The following is a 16,719-nucleotide window of genomic DNA, read 5'->3' on the forward strand; positions in this document are numbered from 1 at the left end:
AGATCGGGAATTTCATATGCGCACCCAATATTGTGGTCACCTGAACAAGTCCCTAGCAGGGCAAACAGTAGAGTTATGCGGCTGGGTTAACCGTCGCCGTGATTTAGGCGGTCTTATCTTCGTTGATATGCGAGATCGTGAAGGTATTGTTCAGGTAGTTGTTGACCCGGATATGAAAGATGTATTCGAAGTCGCTAACCAACTGCGCAACGAATTCTGTATCCGCCTAACAGGTGAAGTACGTGTACGTCCTGACAGCCAAGTGAACAAAGACATGGCAACAGGTGAAGTTGAAATTTTGGCGACTGGCCTGGAAATCATCAACCGTTCTGACGTGCTACCACTAGACTTCAACCAGAAAAACACGGAAGAGCAGCGCCTTAAGTACCGTTATCTCGACCTACGTCGTCCAGAAATGAGTGACCGTATTAAGCTACGTGCTAAAGCATCTAGCTTCGTTCGTCGTTTCCTAGATACCAACGACTTCCTAGATATCGAAACACCAGTACTGACTAAAGCGACACCGGAAGGTGCTCGTGACTACTTGGTTCCTAGCCGTGTTCATAAAGGCAGCTTCTATGCATTGCCTCAGTCACCACAGCTATTCAAGCAGCTGTTGATGATGTCTGGCTTCGATCGCTACTACCAAATCGTTAAGTGTTTCCGCGACGAAGATCTACGTGCTGACCGTCAACCAGAATTCACTCAGATCGATATCGAAACCTCATTCATGTCGGCAGAGCAAGTACGTGCAGTTACTGAGCGTATGATCAACGAAATGTGGAAAGAGCTACTAGATGTAGAACTCGGTGCGTTCCCTATTATGCCGTTCTCTGAAGCGATGCGTCGTTTTGGTTCAGACAAGCCAGATCTTCGTAACCCGCTTGAGCTGGTTGACGTAGCTGACATCCTTAAAGATGTTGACTTCAAAGTCTTCTCTGGCCCTGCGAACGACGAAAAAGGCCGTGTGGCTGTGATCCGTGTTCCGGGTGGCGCTAAGCTAACGCGTAAGCAAATCGACGAGTACACCAAGTTTGTTGGTATCTACGGCGCGAAAGGCTTGGCATGGATGAAAGTGAACGACCGCGAAGCAGGCTTCGAAGGTGTTCAGTCTCCAGTTGCTAAGTTCCTGAACGAAGAAGTGGTAGCACAGCTACTTGACCGTACTCAGGCAGAATCTGGCGATATCATCCTATTCGGCGCAGACAAGAAGCGCATTGTTGAAGAAGCAATGGGTGCACTACGTCTGAAGCTGGGTAACGATCTAGAGCTAACAGATAAGAAGGCATGGGCACCGCTTTGGGTTATCGACTTCCCAATGTTCGAAGAAGATGATGAAGGTAACCTGCATGCTATGCACCACCCATTCACATCGCCACTGGGTGTCTCGCCTGAAGAGCTAGCGGCAAACCCTGCAGCGGCAAACTCGAATGCTTACGATATGGTTATTAATGGCTATGAAGTCGGTGGTGGTTCTGTTCGTATCCACAACGCTGAGATGCAGTCTTCTGTATTTAGCATTCTGGGTATCGAACCGGAAGAGCAAAAAGCGAAGTTCGGCTTCTTGCTAGACGCATTGAAGTTCGGTACACCGCCTCACGCAGGTTTGGCATTCGGTCTTGACCGTTTAGTGATGCTGCTATGTGGTACCGAGAACATCCGTGATGTTATCGCGTTCCCTAAAACAACAGCGGCGTCTTGTCTTCTGACTGATGCGCCGAGCCTGGCAAACCCAGCGGCCCTTGATGAACTGGCCATTGCGGTTAACTTGGCGAAGAAAGAAAACGCTGAGCAAGAATAAGCAATAAGCGAACAGAATAGACTGGCCGAAAGGCCAGTCTTTTTTTATATACCCAAGTGACTTTACATTGAAGGCTTAGCTTGTACGTTTGCTGAACTCGTTCTCTTGCTGAAGAGGCTTTCTTGAGGTTACTTGGGTATATAACCCTACAGTTTGTGAAACTTGGGCATAGATGCCTAATCAAATCCGGAGAATGAAATGGCTGGTCACAGTAAATTTGCCAATATCAAACACCGTAAAGCGGCACAGGATGCGAAGCGCGGTAAAATTTTCACTAAGTTAATCCGTGAAATCGTTGTTGCTGCAAAAGAAGGCGGCGCCGAACCAGATAATAACCCACGTTTGCGTGCAGCCGTTGATAAAGCACTATCAAACAATATGACCCGTGACACTGTAAACCGCGCTGTTAGCCGTGGTGCCGGTGGCGAGGGTGATGAGAATATGGAAACTGTGATCTATGAAGGTTATGGTCCTGCAGGCACTGCGGTGATGGTTGAATGTATGACCGATAACCGTAACCGTACCGTATCAGGTGTACGCCATGCATTCTCAAAGGCGAACGGTAACTTAGGTACCGATGGCAGTGTCAGCTACCTGTTTGATAAGAAAGGTGTGATTTCTTATCCTGCAGGTCTAGACGAAGATGCTGTTATGGAAGCGGCGCTGGAAGGCGGCGCTGATGATGTTGAAACCAATGACGATGGGTCTATCGACGTGTTTACGACGCCGGCAGAGTTCGGTTCGGTAAAAGATGCGTTGGATGCCGCGGGTTTTGAAGCTCAGAATGCAGAAGTTACCTTGGTGCCTTCAACAAAAGCGGATCTGGATGCGGACACGGCACCGAAACTGCTTCGCCTGATTGATGCGCTTGAAGATTTGGATGACGTCCAGGAAGTTTACCATAACGGTGAAATTTCTGACGAGGTTGCGGCGCAGCTGTAACACCTGAAGAGTATGTCTATTATTTTGGGGATTGACCCCGGCTCAAGGATCACCGGATACGGTGTGATCCGTCAGGTTGGGCGACATCTTGAATACCTCGGCAGTGGCTGTATTCGTACTTCTGTCGAGGATATCCCTGGTCGCCTCAAGCAAATCTATGCCGGAGTGAGTGAGGTTATTACTCAATTCCAGCCTGATGCGTTTGCGATTGAAGAAGTCTTCATGGGTAAAAACGCCAGCTCGGCGTTGAAGTTGGGACAAGCCCGTGGCAGTGCCATCGTAGCCGCGGTGAATGCTGATTTGCCAGTCAGTGAATATGCTGCACGTTTGATCAAGCAGGCGGTGGTCGGGACTGGTGGGGCAGATAAAGCACAGGTCCAGCATATGGTCTGTTCGGTACTTAAGCTGCCGGGTAAACCACAGGCGGATGCTGCCGATGCACTGGCGGTGGCTATTTGTCATGCTCATACTCATAAAACACTGATCGCCATGGCGGGACAAGCCCGTGGGGCCCGTCGGGGACGCTATCGATAATCATCAAGAATACAAAGTGTTATCTCACGAGTGTCTTATTGGCATAATGAGTGTTTGATCAAAAAAGCAGCCCTTGGCTGCTTTTTTGTTTTGTTAGGATATTGTTTATTAGCATATATTGGTCGGAGGTCATATGACCAAGTGATGGTGACCTCTACTGAGTAAACCGATGAATGCTCGAACCGATGCTCGATAACAACACCTGAAAACAATAATCCAAACAGAATAAGGAACGGATTCCATGACGCCATTGGCACTTTGGCGAGCGCTGTTTATGCCGACGACCTCTAGTTGGCAGGGCGAGGACGCACGCTACGTCGATACCTTTTTGTTTTTTACACTAACGTCTTTCTTTGTTGGGCTATATAGCCTGTTCAAGTGGAATGAGCATGGCCACAGTGCGTTGGTCATGACATCTATTTTGCTCGTGATCCTAGAGTGCACGGCGGGGGTGATTTTCCGGCTTAGCAAACAAGCTGAAGCCGCTTTGAATGTCGGTTTCCTGGGTATGGTAATCCACGCGGTCAATATCATTTACCAGACTGGCGGTATTGTGGAATCGACCCAGGCCTTCTGGCTGCCGTTGCTGATTGTGGCTTTTTATCTCTCGGCAAGGTTGTTTATGGCAACAGTCTGGTCATTGCTGGTGGTCGCTATTTCCGGCTGGATGGTGAATGGTCATTTATCGGGCCTGGTTTACCCTAACGTTGAGCTCACTCCAACGTCTCTTGTGGTTGAGACTTGGTCTGGTTTCTTATTGCCACTCGTCGTGATTGTTGTTGCCCAAGCCTGGGTTTCACGGCAAAGGCAAGCGGCGATTGAGCAGGCTGAATCGGCCCATAGGGCAAGTGAAGCGATTGCAGAGCAAGCCAAGCAAGGGGCGACACAGCTTTCAGAGGTTTTGGATCAGGCCAGTGGCAATGCCGAGTCGTTGACTCAGGTATCGGGGGTGATCGAGCAGCAATCCTCGGAGTTACACCAGCAGGTTAGCACTTTAAATGTGAATTGTGAGTCGCAGGCCAGTGCCGCAGAGCAAATGAGTGAGCAAGTGAAGCACCTGACCCAAGGGATGGAAGCGTCCGATCAGTTTGTGACTGAGCTGAAGCAGCGCAGCGATATTATTTATCGTCAAGCCGAAACCAGCTCCGATTCCCTCCAAGCTTCCAAACAGGCTATTGCTCGGATCCTGAGCAGCAATGATGAGATCATGTCGGTTGCGGATGTGATCACTTCCGTAGCCGAGCAAACGAATCTGCTGGCACTCAATGCCGCTATTGAAGCGGCGCGGGCCGGTGAGCAGGGCAGGGGCTTCGCCGTTGTGGCTGATCAGGTCCGTGAGTTATCTGCCAAAAGTAACAATTCGGCGGTGGATATCCGTGCCTTGCTGGAGCGAAGCCGGCGTGAGGTATCACAGGGTCAGGCCGTTATTGAAAACAGCACCACAGAGCTGAGTGGGATCATCGAGCAGGTCAGCAGTGTCTCGGTGGACGTTAGTCAGCTGGCCGAAACCATTAGCCATCAAGTTGAAGCGCTCAGGGAGCTGACATGTGCCAGCCAGGCGGTCGCCAGCAGTGTCGTCGAAACCAATCAAGTGTCAGATGCTGTCGCCTCGCAAGGGGCAATGTTAGCCGAGCAGGTTGAGCGGTTGAATGCATTGGCTGAGAGCCTTAATCAGGTCGTAGGTATGCGTCAGCAGATGGCATAAGGTTTGCGTGCTAACGGCTACTGGATGTGAAAAAAGAGCTGGATATACATCCAGCTCTTTACTATCCTAGAGCCAATTTTGTGGATTGAGAAAAGAGATCTTGCTGTGATTGGCCGACTACGTGGAATCATCATTGAAAAACAACCACCTGAAGTATTGCTTGAGGTGAACGGTATGGGCTACGAAGTCCAGATGCCGATGAGCTGCTTTTACGAGCTGCCGCAAGTCGGTCAGGAAGCGATTGTCTCGACCCACTTTGTGGTACGCGAAGACGCTCAGCTACTTTACGGCTTCAACAAAAAAAGCGAGCGTGACTTGTTCCGCGAAGTGATCAAGGCCAATGGTGTCGGCCCTAAGCTGGGTTTGGCTATTCTATCGGCAATGACTGCGAGTCAGTTTGTCCTCAGTGTTGAAAACGAAGATGTCACCACCTTGGTCAAAATTCCGGGTGTCGGTAAGAAGACTGCCGAGCGCTTGGTGGTGGAAATGAAAGACCGCCTCAAAGGCTGGGGCGAGGGTGATTTATTTACGCCTGCTTTGGATACGGCGGCATCGAACGCACCGGTACAAGATACGGCATCGCAGGCACGAGCCGAAGATGAAGCGGTCAGTGCACTCGTCGCGTTGGGCTATAAACCCCAGCAAGCATCGAAAGTGGTTGCTCAGGTAGTTCAGCCGGAGATGACCAGCGAAATGATCATTCGTGACGCCCTGCGTTCAATGGTTTAATTCATGGTTGCTCGTTTAGTTTATGGTTTCGGTATTTAGGTAAGCTTGATGATAGAAGCAGACAGATTAGTCGCCAATGATTTTCCTACCACGCGCGAAGAAGACATTATTGATCGCGCGATCCGCCCTAAGTTGCTCGAAGACTACAAGGGGCAGGATCATGTTCGTGGCCAGATGGAGATCTTTATTCAGGCTGCCAAGCTACGAGATGAAGCCTTGGATCATTTGTTGATTTTCGGCCCTCCGGGCTTGGGCAAAACTACCTTGGCCAACATTGTTGCCAATGAGATGGGCGTGAGCATCCGTACCACTTCAGGCCCGGTACTGGAAAAAGCCGGTGATCTGGCAGCGCTGCTGACTAACCTCGAAGAAAACGACGTTTTGTTCATCGATGAGATCCACCGTCTCAGTCCGCAGGTAGAAGAAGTACTGTATCCGGCGATGGAAGATTACCAGCTGGATATTATGATTGGTGAGGGTCCGGCAGCCCGTTCAATTAAGATTGACTTGCCGCCGTTTACTTTGATCGGTGCGACAACCCGCGCCGGTTCGTTGACATCACCACTTCGCGACCGTTTTGGTATTACCCAGCGACTGGAATACTACAAGGTGGAAGATCTGAAAGGGATTGTCCAGCGTAGTGCCAATTGCTTGGATTTGTCGATGGAAGAAGCTGGCGCGATGGAAGTGGCAATGCGTGCCCGCGGGACACCACGTATCGCCAACCGATTGTTGCGCCGGGTACGTGACTTTGCCGAAGTCAAAGGCAATGGCCATATCTGCCCTGATGTTGCCGCCAAGGCTCTGGATATGTTGGATGTCGACAGCAGTGGTTTTGATTACATGGACCGCAAGTTGCTGATGGCGATTATCGATAAGTTTATGGGGGGGCCGGTTGGTTTGGACAACCTTGCGGCGGCCATTGGTGAAGAGCGCGATACCATCGAAGATGTGCTTGAGCCTTATCTGATCCAGCAAGGTTTCCTGCAACGCACGCCGCGTGGTCGAATTGCCACTCACCGTGCCTACTTGCATTTCGGGTTTGATGTGCCGGAAACCAAGTAAATAAGTTGATAAAAAAAGCGAGGCAGTGCCTCGCTTTTTTGTGCCTGTTCACCAAGCTGGGCTTATGCTTTTAGAAAGCCAGCCGCTTGCATCTTGGCAACCACATCCGCCTTTTGCTCAGTCGTTAGCGCTTTTAGCGGTAGGCGAGGATCACCGGCATCGATGTCGTGCAATGCCATTGCCGCTTTACCTGCCGCGACACCACCATACTCAACCAGAACTCGGATCAGCGCGATGACGGTATCCATTCCTTCAATCACCTGCTGATGTTCGCCACGCTCAAATGCACCAATAATGTCGATAAAATGCTTAGCAGCGTAGTTATAGGTACTGCCAACTGCGCTGGTTGCGCCCACAGCAAGTGCGCCGGGTAGGTGCTCATCGACGCCGAATGGAATATCAAATTTACCGTCGCAAGCACGCAGGCAGCGCTGGTATTCGTATAGGTCACCACTGTTGAATTTCAGCCCGGACAGGTTCGGAATACGCGACTCAGCTTGGATCAGGAACTGTTCCATATCGAGATTCACGCCAGACATGCCTGAGTGGTAGTAATAGAAGCCTTTTGACGGTGCTGCTGCAGCAACGGTTGCGCAGTAGTCAACCAAATCTGCCACAGAGCCTGGCTTGAAGAAGCATGGGCCGATAGCCGATGTGGCAAGGATATCCAAGGTGTCGGCATGGCGGGTTAGCTCTAGTGTATCAACGATGCTAAGTGCGCCGGTGTGAACAATGAGTTTTAGCTTGCCGTTCGCCGCCGATACCCAACGTTCGGCAATTGCCTTGCGCTCTTCAACAGAGCAATGGATACCTTCACCTGTTGTGCCACAGATGTATGCACCTTGAACGCCATCTTGGATCAGGTGGGCTGCAATCTGGTCAATAGCAGCAAAGTTGACGTCGCCATTAGCTGAGAAAGGAGTATGTGGAGCGGCGATTAGCCCGGTTAGTTTTTGCATAGTTCAAACACCTGTGAAGTTATACTTCAGAAATAAAGTTAATAATGGAGTTTGATTGTCATCTTATGGAGTAAAGCTTCATTTAGCAATCGATATAATCAGGATAAATGTACGGCACATCGAAATTGTGATGAAGGTATCATCCTAAGTACATTGTAGCTTCTGAGCTTAAACTCGACATTAAAGAGGTTATTTCGATGGAGCTTTACTTCACAAAAGCCGTTTTTAATGGGAGAATCGATACAAATAAATGAGTTAGTCCAATCTGGGTGAATCGTTGATCAAGCCTTGATACAGGTTGGCATTCAAGCACCGTAGGATGGAAGAATGGTTGCAAATCACTTACCGGTAAAATCAGGAAAAGTGCTCGATATGATGGGAAGCATGCAAGAAAGCATGACGCCTTCCGCCCGCCGTATTTCTGAGTTTGTGATGGACAACCCCGCAGGGGTTACCAAGCTTTCCATTGCTGAGCTTTCTCAAGCTGTTAATGTCGGGGAAGCGACGATTATTCGCTTTTGCCGGATGCTGGGGTTTAAAGGGTTTCAGGATTTCAAAATGGATCTTGCCATTGAGCTCTCCAATCAGAGCCAAGGTGACAAGTCACTGCTTGATACCGATATTACTGCGGGGGATGGCGCTGAGCTGATTGGCCAGAAGCTGCAGCAGACGATCCACAATGTGCTTGCAGAGACATTGAACTTGCTGAACTTTGACGCATTGGAAGGTGTCGCCCAGCAGATAAGCGATGCTCGAGCGGTATATTTCTTCGGGGTCGGCTCATCGGGGATTACCGCAGAAGATGCCAAGAATAAGTTTATGCGTGTGGGCTACAACGTTGACGCCCTCACCAATAACCACTTTATGTATATGAAAGCATCATTGCTGCAGCCGGGGGATTTGGCGATTGGTATCAGCCACTCTGGCAACTCGCTGGAAACAACGAAAGCCTTGATGCTGGCTAAAGAAGCCGGAGCGAGTACGGTTGCACTGACCCATAACCCTAAATCAGGGATCTGCAAATACGCCGATTGGGTCCTGCTCAACGGTAATCGTCAAGGCCAACTCCAAGGTGACTCGATTGGGACAAAAATCACCCAGTTGTTCGTGCTTGATCTGGTTTATACCTTGCTTGTTAAAGATGATGTGGACGGGGCGTTGGCCAAGAAACTACGAACCACGCAAGCTCTCGAATCCTAATCTTTAGGAACACCAGCTTTCAAGCAATCATCATGCGGCAAGCCTTCTGGCTTGCCGTTTTTGTTTGGCATTTAGCTAGCTTGGATTTTTAGTGACGCTTTAACCCCATTTGGTAAACCCCTTTTACCTCAAGTGCTGGATCAAGCATGACGATATTGGCCTTATACCCGGCTTTTATTCTACCGTAGTCACCATCAATGCCTATCGCTCTAGCCGGGTATAGGCTTGCCATGCGCAGGGCCTCTTCCTTGCTGACACTAACGTGTTCAACCAGATTTTTTATCCCGTCAATCATCGTAATGGCAGCGCCTGCAATGGTGCCGTCTTTGTAGTGGCACTTTCCGTTGGTGACATAGGCGGGTTGGCCAGCCATGTCATAGCTCGACATATTCGTGCCTGCAGGGGTAACGGCATCGGTGACGAGGAATAGCTGCTCTCCCAACAAGGCTTTGGCTATGCGTACTGCTGGATAGGCGGCATGAATACCATCAACGATGATTCCGGTTGCGGGCTTGTGTTCGGCGATGTAGCCCACGGCACCGACTTCGCGAGAAGCGAGTGGGGTCATGGCATTGTAGAGGTGGGTTGCCATGGTTAACCCCTGTTTGTCATTGAGCTGCTGGTAAGTCGCATTGGTGTGGCCGATAGACACTTTAATCCCAGCTTCTGTCAGTGCGTCAATTGCCGCTTGCTCAACACATTCGGGAGCGAGAGTGATCATTTTGATGACTTCCTGATACGCAGCCAGCCGATTCGCTTCATCAAGCCCTAAAGGCCGGATAAAGTCAGCATGGTGGGCCCCTTTCTTTGTGACATTGATAAATGGGCCTTCTAGGTGGAGGCCAAGGACGCCTAAGTTATCCCGATCCTGGATCGAATCGACCAAAGTGATGGCTTGAACCATTTGTTGCTGAGGGCAGGTGATTAAGGTCGGCAGGAACTGAGTGGTACCTGATTTCAGGTTGGTTTGGTTCATGACGACTAAGGTCTCGAGGCTGAGATCAGAATTAAACAGTACCCCGCCACAGCCATTAAGCTGTAAATCGATAAAACCCGCCGTGATGAGTAGCCCTTCGACATCGATGCAGCAAGGGGGTAACAAAGGGGCTTGTGCCATAGGCACTACACTTACGATAGTGTCACCTTGAATAATAACGGCCTGATTATCCAATAGGGTGTCGCCATCAAATACAGTTGCGTGGGTTAGCGCAAAGGGTGTTTGGGAAGCGTTGCTGTTTTCCATCATCCTTTCTTCCTCGTCCTTTCTTGTGATTCAAAGGGATTAAAACGGTTTAAGGGGCTTTGCTACGGCCTATGAAGCTTACTGGTGGAGTATTACTCCATTTTTCGAGGAACTTTAAAGAAACTTACGTGCGGTATCGAGGGGTATTTATACCTTGGGCTAATAATTGTGGTGTTGATCTCCTTTTTGAATAATGCAGGTTGAAGTTTTGCTCCATAAAAAATAGATTGGAATAAAACTTCACCACCAAATTGTTTCTTGGAGTTCTGCTTTATGACAGTTTCTACTGTTAAAAATACTGTTCTGGCGACGCTGAAGCATGGGTTTGTAGCCTCATGCCAGCCAGTGGATGATGGGCCTATGGATGCCCCCGAGATTGTTGCAGCGATGGCACAAGCCTCCGTCGCTGGCGGTGCGGCCGCATTAAGGATTGAGGGAGTTGACAACCTTAGAGCTGTTAGGCCGAAGGTGTCGGTACCGATTATCGGTATTGTTAAACGCGATCTGGCAGACAGTGATGTCCGCATTACAGCCTTTGTTGAAGATGTGGAGGCACTGGCCCAAGCAGGGGCAGACATTATTGCGATTGATGCAACGCAACGTCCTCGTCCTGTTCCAGTCGAGGAGTTGGTGACGGCAATTAAAGAGTTGGGGTGTTTGGCAATGGCTGACTGCGCCACGTATGAGGAAGGGATCGCCAGTCTGCAATTAGGGGTTGAGATCATTGGTTCCACACTGTCCGGGTATACCGGCGGCGAGGTGCCGAAGGAGCCGGATTTTGCCTTGGTGACAAAACTGGATCAAGCCGGCTGTTTTGTTATGGCTGAAGGGCGTTACAACTCGCCACTGCTTGCCCGCCAGGCGATTGAAGCCGGTGCATCGTGTGTGACCGTCGGCTCTGCGATCACCCGTATTGAACACATTTGCCAGTGGTTTGGTCATGAAGTCTCACAGGCTCGACGACCGGAGAAAGAGGCCATTGTATGACGACCTACTTAGCTGTTGACCTTGGTGGAACAAAGTTAGCTGCTGCTTTGGTTACTCATGGTGTGGCCAGCGGCCGCCGGCAAATTGATACCCAATCGGACAGGTCACCGCAGGTACTGAGAGATAATCTGGTTGCTTTGCTTACTCCTTTTCAGGGGCAGGCTGATCAAGTGGTGGTCGCTTCCACAGGGATCATCCAAAACGGGCATTTGACTGCGCTCAATCCATTGAATTTGGGTGGGTTGGATCAGTTCCCGCTTCAAGCTGAGATCGAGGCCATTACAGGGCTGAGCACGTTAGTGATCAATGATGCGCAGGCGGCGGCATGGGCAGAGTTTAAAGCGGCAGCTGGACACTATTCCAATATGGCTTTCATTACCGTCTCGACCGGAGTCGGGGCTGGCCTTGTTTTGGACGGTCAATTACAGATCGGCCCACGCGGAATTGCAGGGCACGCAGGCCATACACTTGCCGATCCAGCCGGTCCTGTGTGCGGCTGTGGTCGGACTGGCTGTGTTGAGGCTATTGCTTCGGGTACGGCGATTGGCCTGCAGGGGAGTGAATTTTTCGGGACGGGCTGTAGCGGCCGGGACGTATACCAACGCTTTTTGGCTGGTGATCCTAATGCCGAGTTAATCGTTGCTCGCTCGGCAAAAGCCATTGCCCAGTTGGTGGCGGATTTAACCATCAGCAATGATCTGGATGCCGTCGTGATCGGCGGGGGAGTTGGTTTGGCCGACCATTATCTTGAATTAGTACAAGCAGCGCTAAATGTGTTGCCGGCCGTGTACCAACCCAAATTACTACCAGCTAAATGCGGAACCGATGCAGGACTGATCGGTGTCGCTCTGTGGGCACAAGCCCGCAGCTAAACATAAAACTTATAGACATTTTATCTCAACCTACACTCTTGAGAGGAGCTAGCGCATGGAAATGCATGCTTTTGGAACCCTGAACTATATCGTCTTGATCGTCTATTTGGCGGCGATCATGATGGTCGGAATGTACTTTGCCAAGCGGCAGAAATCAGCGGACGACTATTTTAAGGCCGGTGGACGAATTCCAGGCTGGGCGGCGGGGATCAGCGTTTTTGCTACCACCCTAAGTTCAATTACTTTTATGTCGATTCCGGCCAAAGCCTACACCGAGGATTGGACTTTCCTTCTTGGGCAGTATATCGCGATTATTATTCTGCCGTTTGTCTTCATCTATTACATCCCCTTTTTCCGTAAGCTGAATCTGACGTCTGCCTACGAATATTTGGAAAAGCGTTTCGATGTCCGGATGCGATTATTTGCCAGCCTATCGTTTATGCTGTTCCATATTGGCCGTATTGCGATTATCACCTACCTGACTGCGTTGGCACTGATGCCATTCATTGATATTAGTCCGTTGACCATTGTCTTTTTGATTGGTGTGCTGTGTATTGTTTACACCTTTATGGGCGGTATCGAAGGGGTGATCTGGACGGATGTGATTCAGGGCATAATGCTCTCTGTCGCGGCAGTAATGATCTTCGTGATGATCTGTTTCAACGTCGATGGCGGCATGACAGAGATTTTCCGCTTGTCAGCCGAAGCGGATAAATATTTCCCGGCAGACAAAATGGCGTGGAGCTGGTCTGAAAGTACGGTACCTGTTTTGATGATTGGCTTCCTATTTGCCAGCTTGCAGCAGTTTACGGCTAGCCAGGATGTCGTCCAGCGCTACATTGTGACGGATTCGGTTGAGGAAACGAAGAAGGCCCTGGTAACCAATGCCAAGCTGGTCGCGTGTATCCCTGTTTTCTTCTTTGCTGTTGGCGCTGCGCTGTATGCCTACTATACCCAGCATCCGGAGTTAATGCCTGAGAACTTCAACACCGGTGGGATCTTACCATTCTTTGTTATTTCCCAGATGCCAGCAGGGATTGCAGGCTTGATCATTGCTGCTATTTTCGCGGCGTCGCAATCCAGTATTTCAAGTAGCCTCAATAGTATTTCTGCTTGCTTTACTTCAGATATCTATACCCGATTCAGCAGCGAGAAAACGCCTGAGCAAAAACTGAAAGTCGGCCGTTTGGTGACAGTGGCTGCGGGTGTGTTCGGTGTGATTGCATCGACCTACCTCATCATGTCGAACGAAAGTGAGTTGTGGGATGCCTTCAACAGCTTGATTGGCTTGATGGGCGGCCCAATGACTGGTTTGTTCATGCTCGGAGTATTTGTACGCCGCGCCAATGCGAACAGCGCCTTGCTGGGTGTTGTGGCCGCAGTAGCCGCTATCTTGTGGGTGCGTGCCAGTACCGACCTGAACTTCTTCTTCTACGGCGTTATTGGTACCTTGGTCGTGGTTATCGTGGGCTTTGTGACAGCACCTCTGTTCAAAAATAGCCACACCGATGAAGAAGTTAAAGCGCTGACTATCTAGCCCTTACCCAAACTGTACCAAATCCTATTCCCCCTCAAGGTCCGTGCCGCAAAGGCCGGGCCTTTATTTTTGAAGAGAGTACTTATGATTGTCGGTCATATTGATCAGCTAGAGACTTATTCCTACCTGCCTGAAGCCGTCCACCGTAGCTTGGCTTTTTTGGCCGAGACAAATATGGCGGAGCTAGCCATTGGTCGCCATGATATCGATGGTGACAATATTTTTGTCAATGTGATGGCCTTTGACACGGCCAACGCTGACAGCAAGTTGCACGAAGTCCATCGAGAATATTTGGATATTCAATATTTGATCACTGGTGAGGAGCGCATAGGCTTTGCCTTAGCAAATGATGGTCATACGGTTGATAAACCATATGATGCTGATAACGATTACTGGCTAGCCGGCCCGTTGGATACGGAATCTGAGGTAGTGATGGCGCCGGGGATGTTTGCGATTTTTCTGCCGAACCAGCCCCATAAGCCGGGATGTCAGGTCCAAATGCCACTGGCAATTAAAAAGGCGGTGGTAAAGGTTCACCGTCATTTGTTTGAATAAAACGTTAAAATTGACGGAAAAACAAAACGAGGCCATATGGCCTCGTTTTGTTTTTAACACTTAGCACAACCGACTTTTGTTTAACTGTTGTTTCTATCGTAACGAGCCTGTGACAATTTAAGCGGGTATCACAGAAATAAAATATCGTACATTTAACAGTCGTTAGAGTGCTCGGTTGCTTTATGAGCGCTAATTAGCAATTGCTTTTATACATTTCAGCAAAGCTTGGTTGGTAAAGCGCAACGATTTTTTCAAAAATACGAGCCATATCTACTTCCTCAATCTAAATCAAAATGGTTGGGGAAACAGCCTACAACCCGCCAAAAAGAAGACTTTTAGTCTCTGGGCGGCCTTATCTGTTTCTGAGGCTGATTATAGGCATTTTTTACTTATCCTAAAGCGAGTTAAATTTACAATTCGGATTACTTAATCTAATTAGAAATTATACTTGTTACTGACTGTAACTACTGATTTATCAGTAATGGGTGATGATTGTTGGTGGTTTAATAACCCGTTCATGCATATTCAATCCTCTTTTTTCTAAGGATAAGTCGCCCGTATATGAATGGATAAAACAGAATGTGAAGTGGCATTAATAGTGCGATTCATGATTTAAAAAACCAAAGTTTTATTCTCTTACTCTCAGCACCCTAAACGGCTGGTGAGAATTTGATCTGAGTCAAGTAAGGTGCGGGTGGTTAATAAATGAACAGAGTTTATTGATATTTATCAAAGCAAATTGTGCGATAAATCCATTGAGCCTGAGAGCGAATGTCAGTAATATTAGCAATGACTTTATTAGCTGTAGCTTAACAACAAATTAACTAATTTGGTACAGTGTCGCAACATATCAAGGATGCCGTTGATAATTAAAATGATGGCAACCAGGAAGGTGGCAAAATTGCGACGACGTTTGGCTACATTTTGCTAAGCCCAACCATAAGTGCACTGTGTTGTACTGTCGCCAGTCAGCCTGGCGAAAGAAGGAGTTCTCAATGTTCACTGATATCGTCGAACTATCGCGGTTACAGTTCGCATTAACTGCGATGTATCACTTTTTGTTCGTCCCACTGACTCTCGGTATGGCTTTCCTGCTAGCCATCATGGAGTCGGTTTACGTAATGACCGGAAAGCAAATCTACAAGGACATGACCAAGTTCTGGGGTAAGCTTTTTGCCATTAACTTTGCCCTTGGTGTTTCCACGGGTCTTACCATGGAGTTCCAGTTTGGTACTAACTGGGCATATTACTCTCACTACGTAGGTGATATTTTCGGTGCGCCACTGGCTATCGAAGCGCTTATCGCTTTCTTCCTTGAATCTACCCTAGTCGGCCTGTTCTTCTTTGGTTGGGATCGTCTATCCAAGCGTCAGCACCTTACTGTTACTTGGCTAGTTGCTCTTGGCTCTAACTTCTCGGCGCTATGGATTCTTGTTGCAAACGGTTGGATGCAAAACCCTGTAGGTGCAGAGTTCAACTTCGAAACCATGCGTATGGAAATGGTAAGTTTTGCCGAAGTGGTACTTAACCCGGTTGCGCAGGTGAAATTCGTTCACACTGTCGCGTCTGGTTATGTAACCGGTGCGATGTTCGTTCTTGCTATCAGTTCTTACTACCTGCTTAAAGGCCGTGACATTGCCTTCGCTCGCCGTTCATTCGCGATTGCTGCAGCATTCGGTATGGCATCAATCCTATCTGTTATCGTACTGGGCGATGAATCAGGCTATGAGCTTGGTGACGTTCAGAAAACGAAACTAGCGGCGATTGAAGCGGAATGGCACACAGAAGAAGCTCCAGCAGCCTTCACGTTGTTCGGTATTCCAAACCAGGAAACCATGGAAACGGATTATGCGATCAAGATCCCTTACTTAATGGGTATTATCGCAACACGTTCCATCGATACGGAAGTAACCGGTCTGCGTGATTTGAAAGATGAACACGAAGTCCGTATCCGTAACGGTATGGTTGCTTACGGCCTGCTGGAAAAATTGCGTGCCGGTGATAAGACACCAGAAAACATCGCAGCATTCGATGAGGTTAAACACGACCTAGGCTACGGCTATCTGGTCAAGCCTTATGCAGATAATGTTGTTGATGCAACAGATGAAGACATTGCGCGTGCAGCTGATGATTCTATCCCAACGGTATGGCCGCTGTTCTGGAGCTTCCGCATCATGGTGGCATGTGGCTTCTTGATGCTGGGTATCATTGGTGCAGCATTTATCCAGTCTTGCCGTCATAAGATCACAGAGAACAAATGGGTACTGAAAGCCGCGCTATACGGTCTACCACTACCTTGGATCGCAGTAGAAGCGGGTTGGTTCGTTGCCGAGTATGGTCGTCAGCCATGGGCGGTTGGTGAAATTCTACCCGTGTCGATGGCGGTGTCTAACCTGACACCTTCTGACATCATTACTTCTTTACTGGCAATTATCGCACTGTACACAGTGTTCCTGATTGCTGAATTGTACCTGATGATCAAGTTTGCTCGTCTAGGTCCTAGTAGCCTGAAAACTGGCCGCTACCACTTTGAAACTAATGATGCACCGCAAAATGTGGTATCGCGTCAGGTTGATGCATAATCAGGGAG

14 protein-coding genes are annotated in these 16,719 nt (G+C 49.0%); 12 read left to right on the forward strand and 2 right to left on the reverse strand.

The genetic code is table 11. The annotated features are described in order from the left end of the window. The first annotated feature begins 16 nt into the window (after positions 1-16). The 6 genes from aspS to ruvB all read left to right on the forward strand — a co-directional run bounded on the left by aspS (position 17) and on the right by ruvB (position 6,776). On the forward strand, positions 17-1,801 hold the full coding sequence (gene aspS, locus L4D79_RS19505; protein WP_428653405.1) for an aspartate--tRNA ligase: 1,785 nt from the start codon (positions 17-19) through the stop codon (positions 1,799-1,801). Between the two features lie 198 nt (positions 1,802-1,999). Then, positions 2,000-2,743: a YebC/PmpR family DNA-binding transcriptional regulator gene (locus L4D79_RS19510; protein WP_428653407.1), complete on the forward strand. Its 744-nt coding sequence runs from the start codon at positions 2,000-2,002 to the stop codon at positions 2,741-2,743. Between the two features lie 12 nt (positions 2,744-2,755). Next, positions 2,756-3,277, forward strand: coding sequence for a crossover junction endodeoxyribonuclease RuvC (gene ruvC, locus L4D79_RS19515; protein ID WP_107350185.1), 522 nt, complete (start codon positions 2,756-2,758; stop codon positions 3,275-3,277). Positions 3,278-3,518: 241 nt separating this feature from the next. Then, a complete protein-coding gene (locus L4D79_RS19520; RefSeq protein WP_428653409.1) occupies positions 3,519-4,982 on the forward strand; it encodes a methyl-accepting chemotaxis protein in 1,464 nt (487 codons plus the stop codon). Between the two features lie 105 nt (positions 4,983-5,087). Continuing rightward, positions 5,088-5,711, forward strand: a complete 624-nt coding sequence (gene ruvA / locus L4D79_RS19525) for a Holliday junction branch migration protein RuvA (protein WP_428653617.1) — start codon at positions 5,088-5,090, stop codon at positions 5,709-5,711. Positions 5,712-5,759: 48 nt separating this feature from the next. Next, positions 5,760-6,776 carry a Holliday junction branch migration DNA helicase RuvB gene (gene ruvB / locus L4D79_RS19530; protein WP_428653411.1) on the forward strand — a complete coding sequence of 339 codons (1,017 nt, stop codon included), beginning with the start codon at positions 5,760-5,762 and terminating at the stop codon, positions 6,774-6,776. A gap of 62 nt (positions 6,777-6,838) precedes the next feature. Here the strand turns inward: ruvB and L4D79_RS19535 are convergent, their stop codons facing one another. Further along, positions 6,839-7,735, reverse strand: coding sequence for a dihydrodipicolinate synthase family protein (locus tag L4D79_RS19535; RefSeq protein ID WP_428653414.1), 897 nt, complete (start codon positions 7,733-7,735; stop codon positions 6,839-6,841). 327 nt (positions 7,736-8,062) lie between these two features. Here L4D79_RS19535 and L4D79_RS19540 point away from each other — a divergent pair, with 327 nt between their 5' ends. Then, entirely contained in the window at positions 8,063-8,935 is an 873-nt protein-coding gene (locus tag L4D79_RS19540) for a MurR/RpiR family transcriptional regulator (RefSeq protein WP_428653416.1), read from the forward strand. Positions 8,936-9,023: 88 nt separating this feature from the next. Here L4D79_RS19540 and nagA read toward each other — a convergent pair whose 3' ends face one another. Beyond that, positions 9,024-10,181 carry an N-acetylglucosamine-6-phosphate deacetylase gene (nagA, locus tag L4D79_RS19545; RefSeq protein ID WP_489685943.1) on the reverse strand — a complete coding sequence of 386 codons (1,158 nt, stop codon included), beginning with the start codon at positions 10,179-10,181 and terminating at the stop codon, positions 9,024-9,026. 270 nt (positions 10,182-10,451) lie between these two features. Between nagA and L4D79_RS19550 the strand changes: the two genes are divergently transcribed. The 5 genes from L4D79_RS19550 (at position 10,452) to cydA (ending at position 16,711) form a co-directional block, all read left to right on the forward strand. Next, on the forward strand, positions 10,452-11,165 hold the full coding sequence (locus L4D79_RS19550) for an N-acetylmannosamine-6-phosphate 2-epimerase (protein WP_428653418.1): 714 nt from the start codon (positions 10,452-10,454) through the stop codon (positions 11,163-11,165). Beyond that, positions 11,162-12,037: an N-acetylmannosamine kinase gene (locus L4D79_RS19555; protein WP_428653420.1), complete on the forward strand. Its 876-nt coding sequence runs from the start codon at positions 11,162-11,164 to the stop codon at positions 12,035-12,037. The genes L4D79_RS19550 and L4D79_RS19555 overlap by 4 nt, the downstream gene beginning before the upstream one ends. Positions 12,038-12,092: 55 nt before the next feature. Further along, a complete protein-coding gene (locus L4D79_RS19560; RefSeq protein WP_428653422.1) occupies positions 12,093-13,574 on the forward strand; it encodes a sodium:solute symporter family protein in 1,482 nt (493 codons plus the stop codon). Between the two features lie 84 nt (positions 13,575-13,658). Beyond that, on the forward strand, positions 13,659-14,129 hold the full coding sequence (gene nanQ / locus L4D79_RS19565) for an N-acetylneuraminate anomerase (RefSeq protein WP_428653424.1): 471 nt from the start codon (positions 13,659-13,661) through the stop codon (positions 14,127-14,129). 995 nt (positions 14,130-15,124) lie between these two features. Further along, positions 15,125-16,711: a cytochrome ubiquinol oxidase subunit I gene (gene cydA, locus L4D79_RS19570; RefSeq protein ID WP_428653426.1), complete on the forward strand. Its 1,587-nt coding sequence runs from the start codon at positions 15,125-15,127 to the stop codon at positions 16,709-16,711. Positions 16,712-16,719: the final 8 nt, after the last annotated feature.

The organism is Photobacterium satsumensis (assembly GCF_050336935.1).
Classification (GTDB): Bacteria; Pseudomonadota; Gammaproteobacteria; order Enterobacterales; family Vibrionaceae; genus Photobacterium; species Photobacterium satsumensis.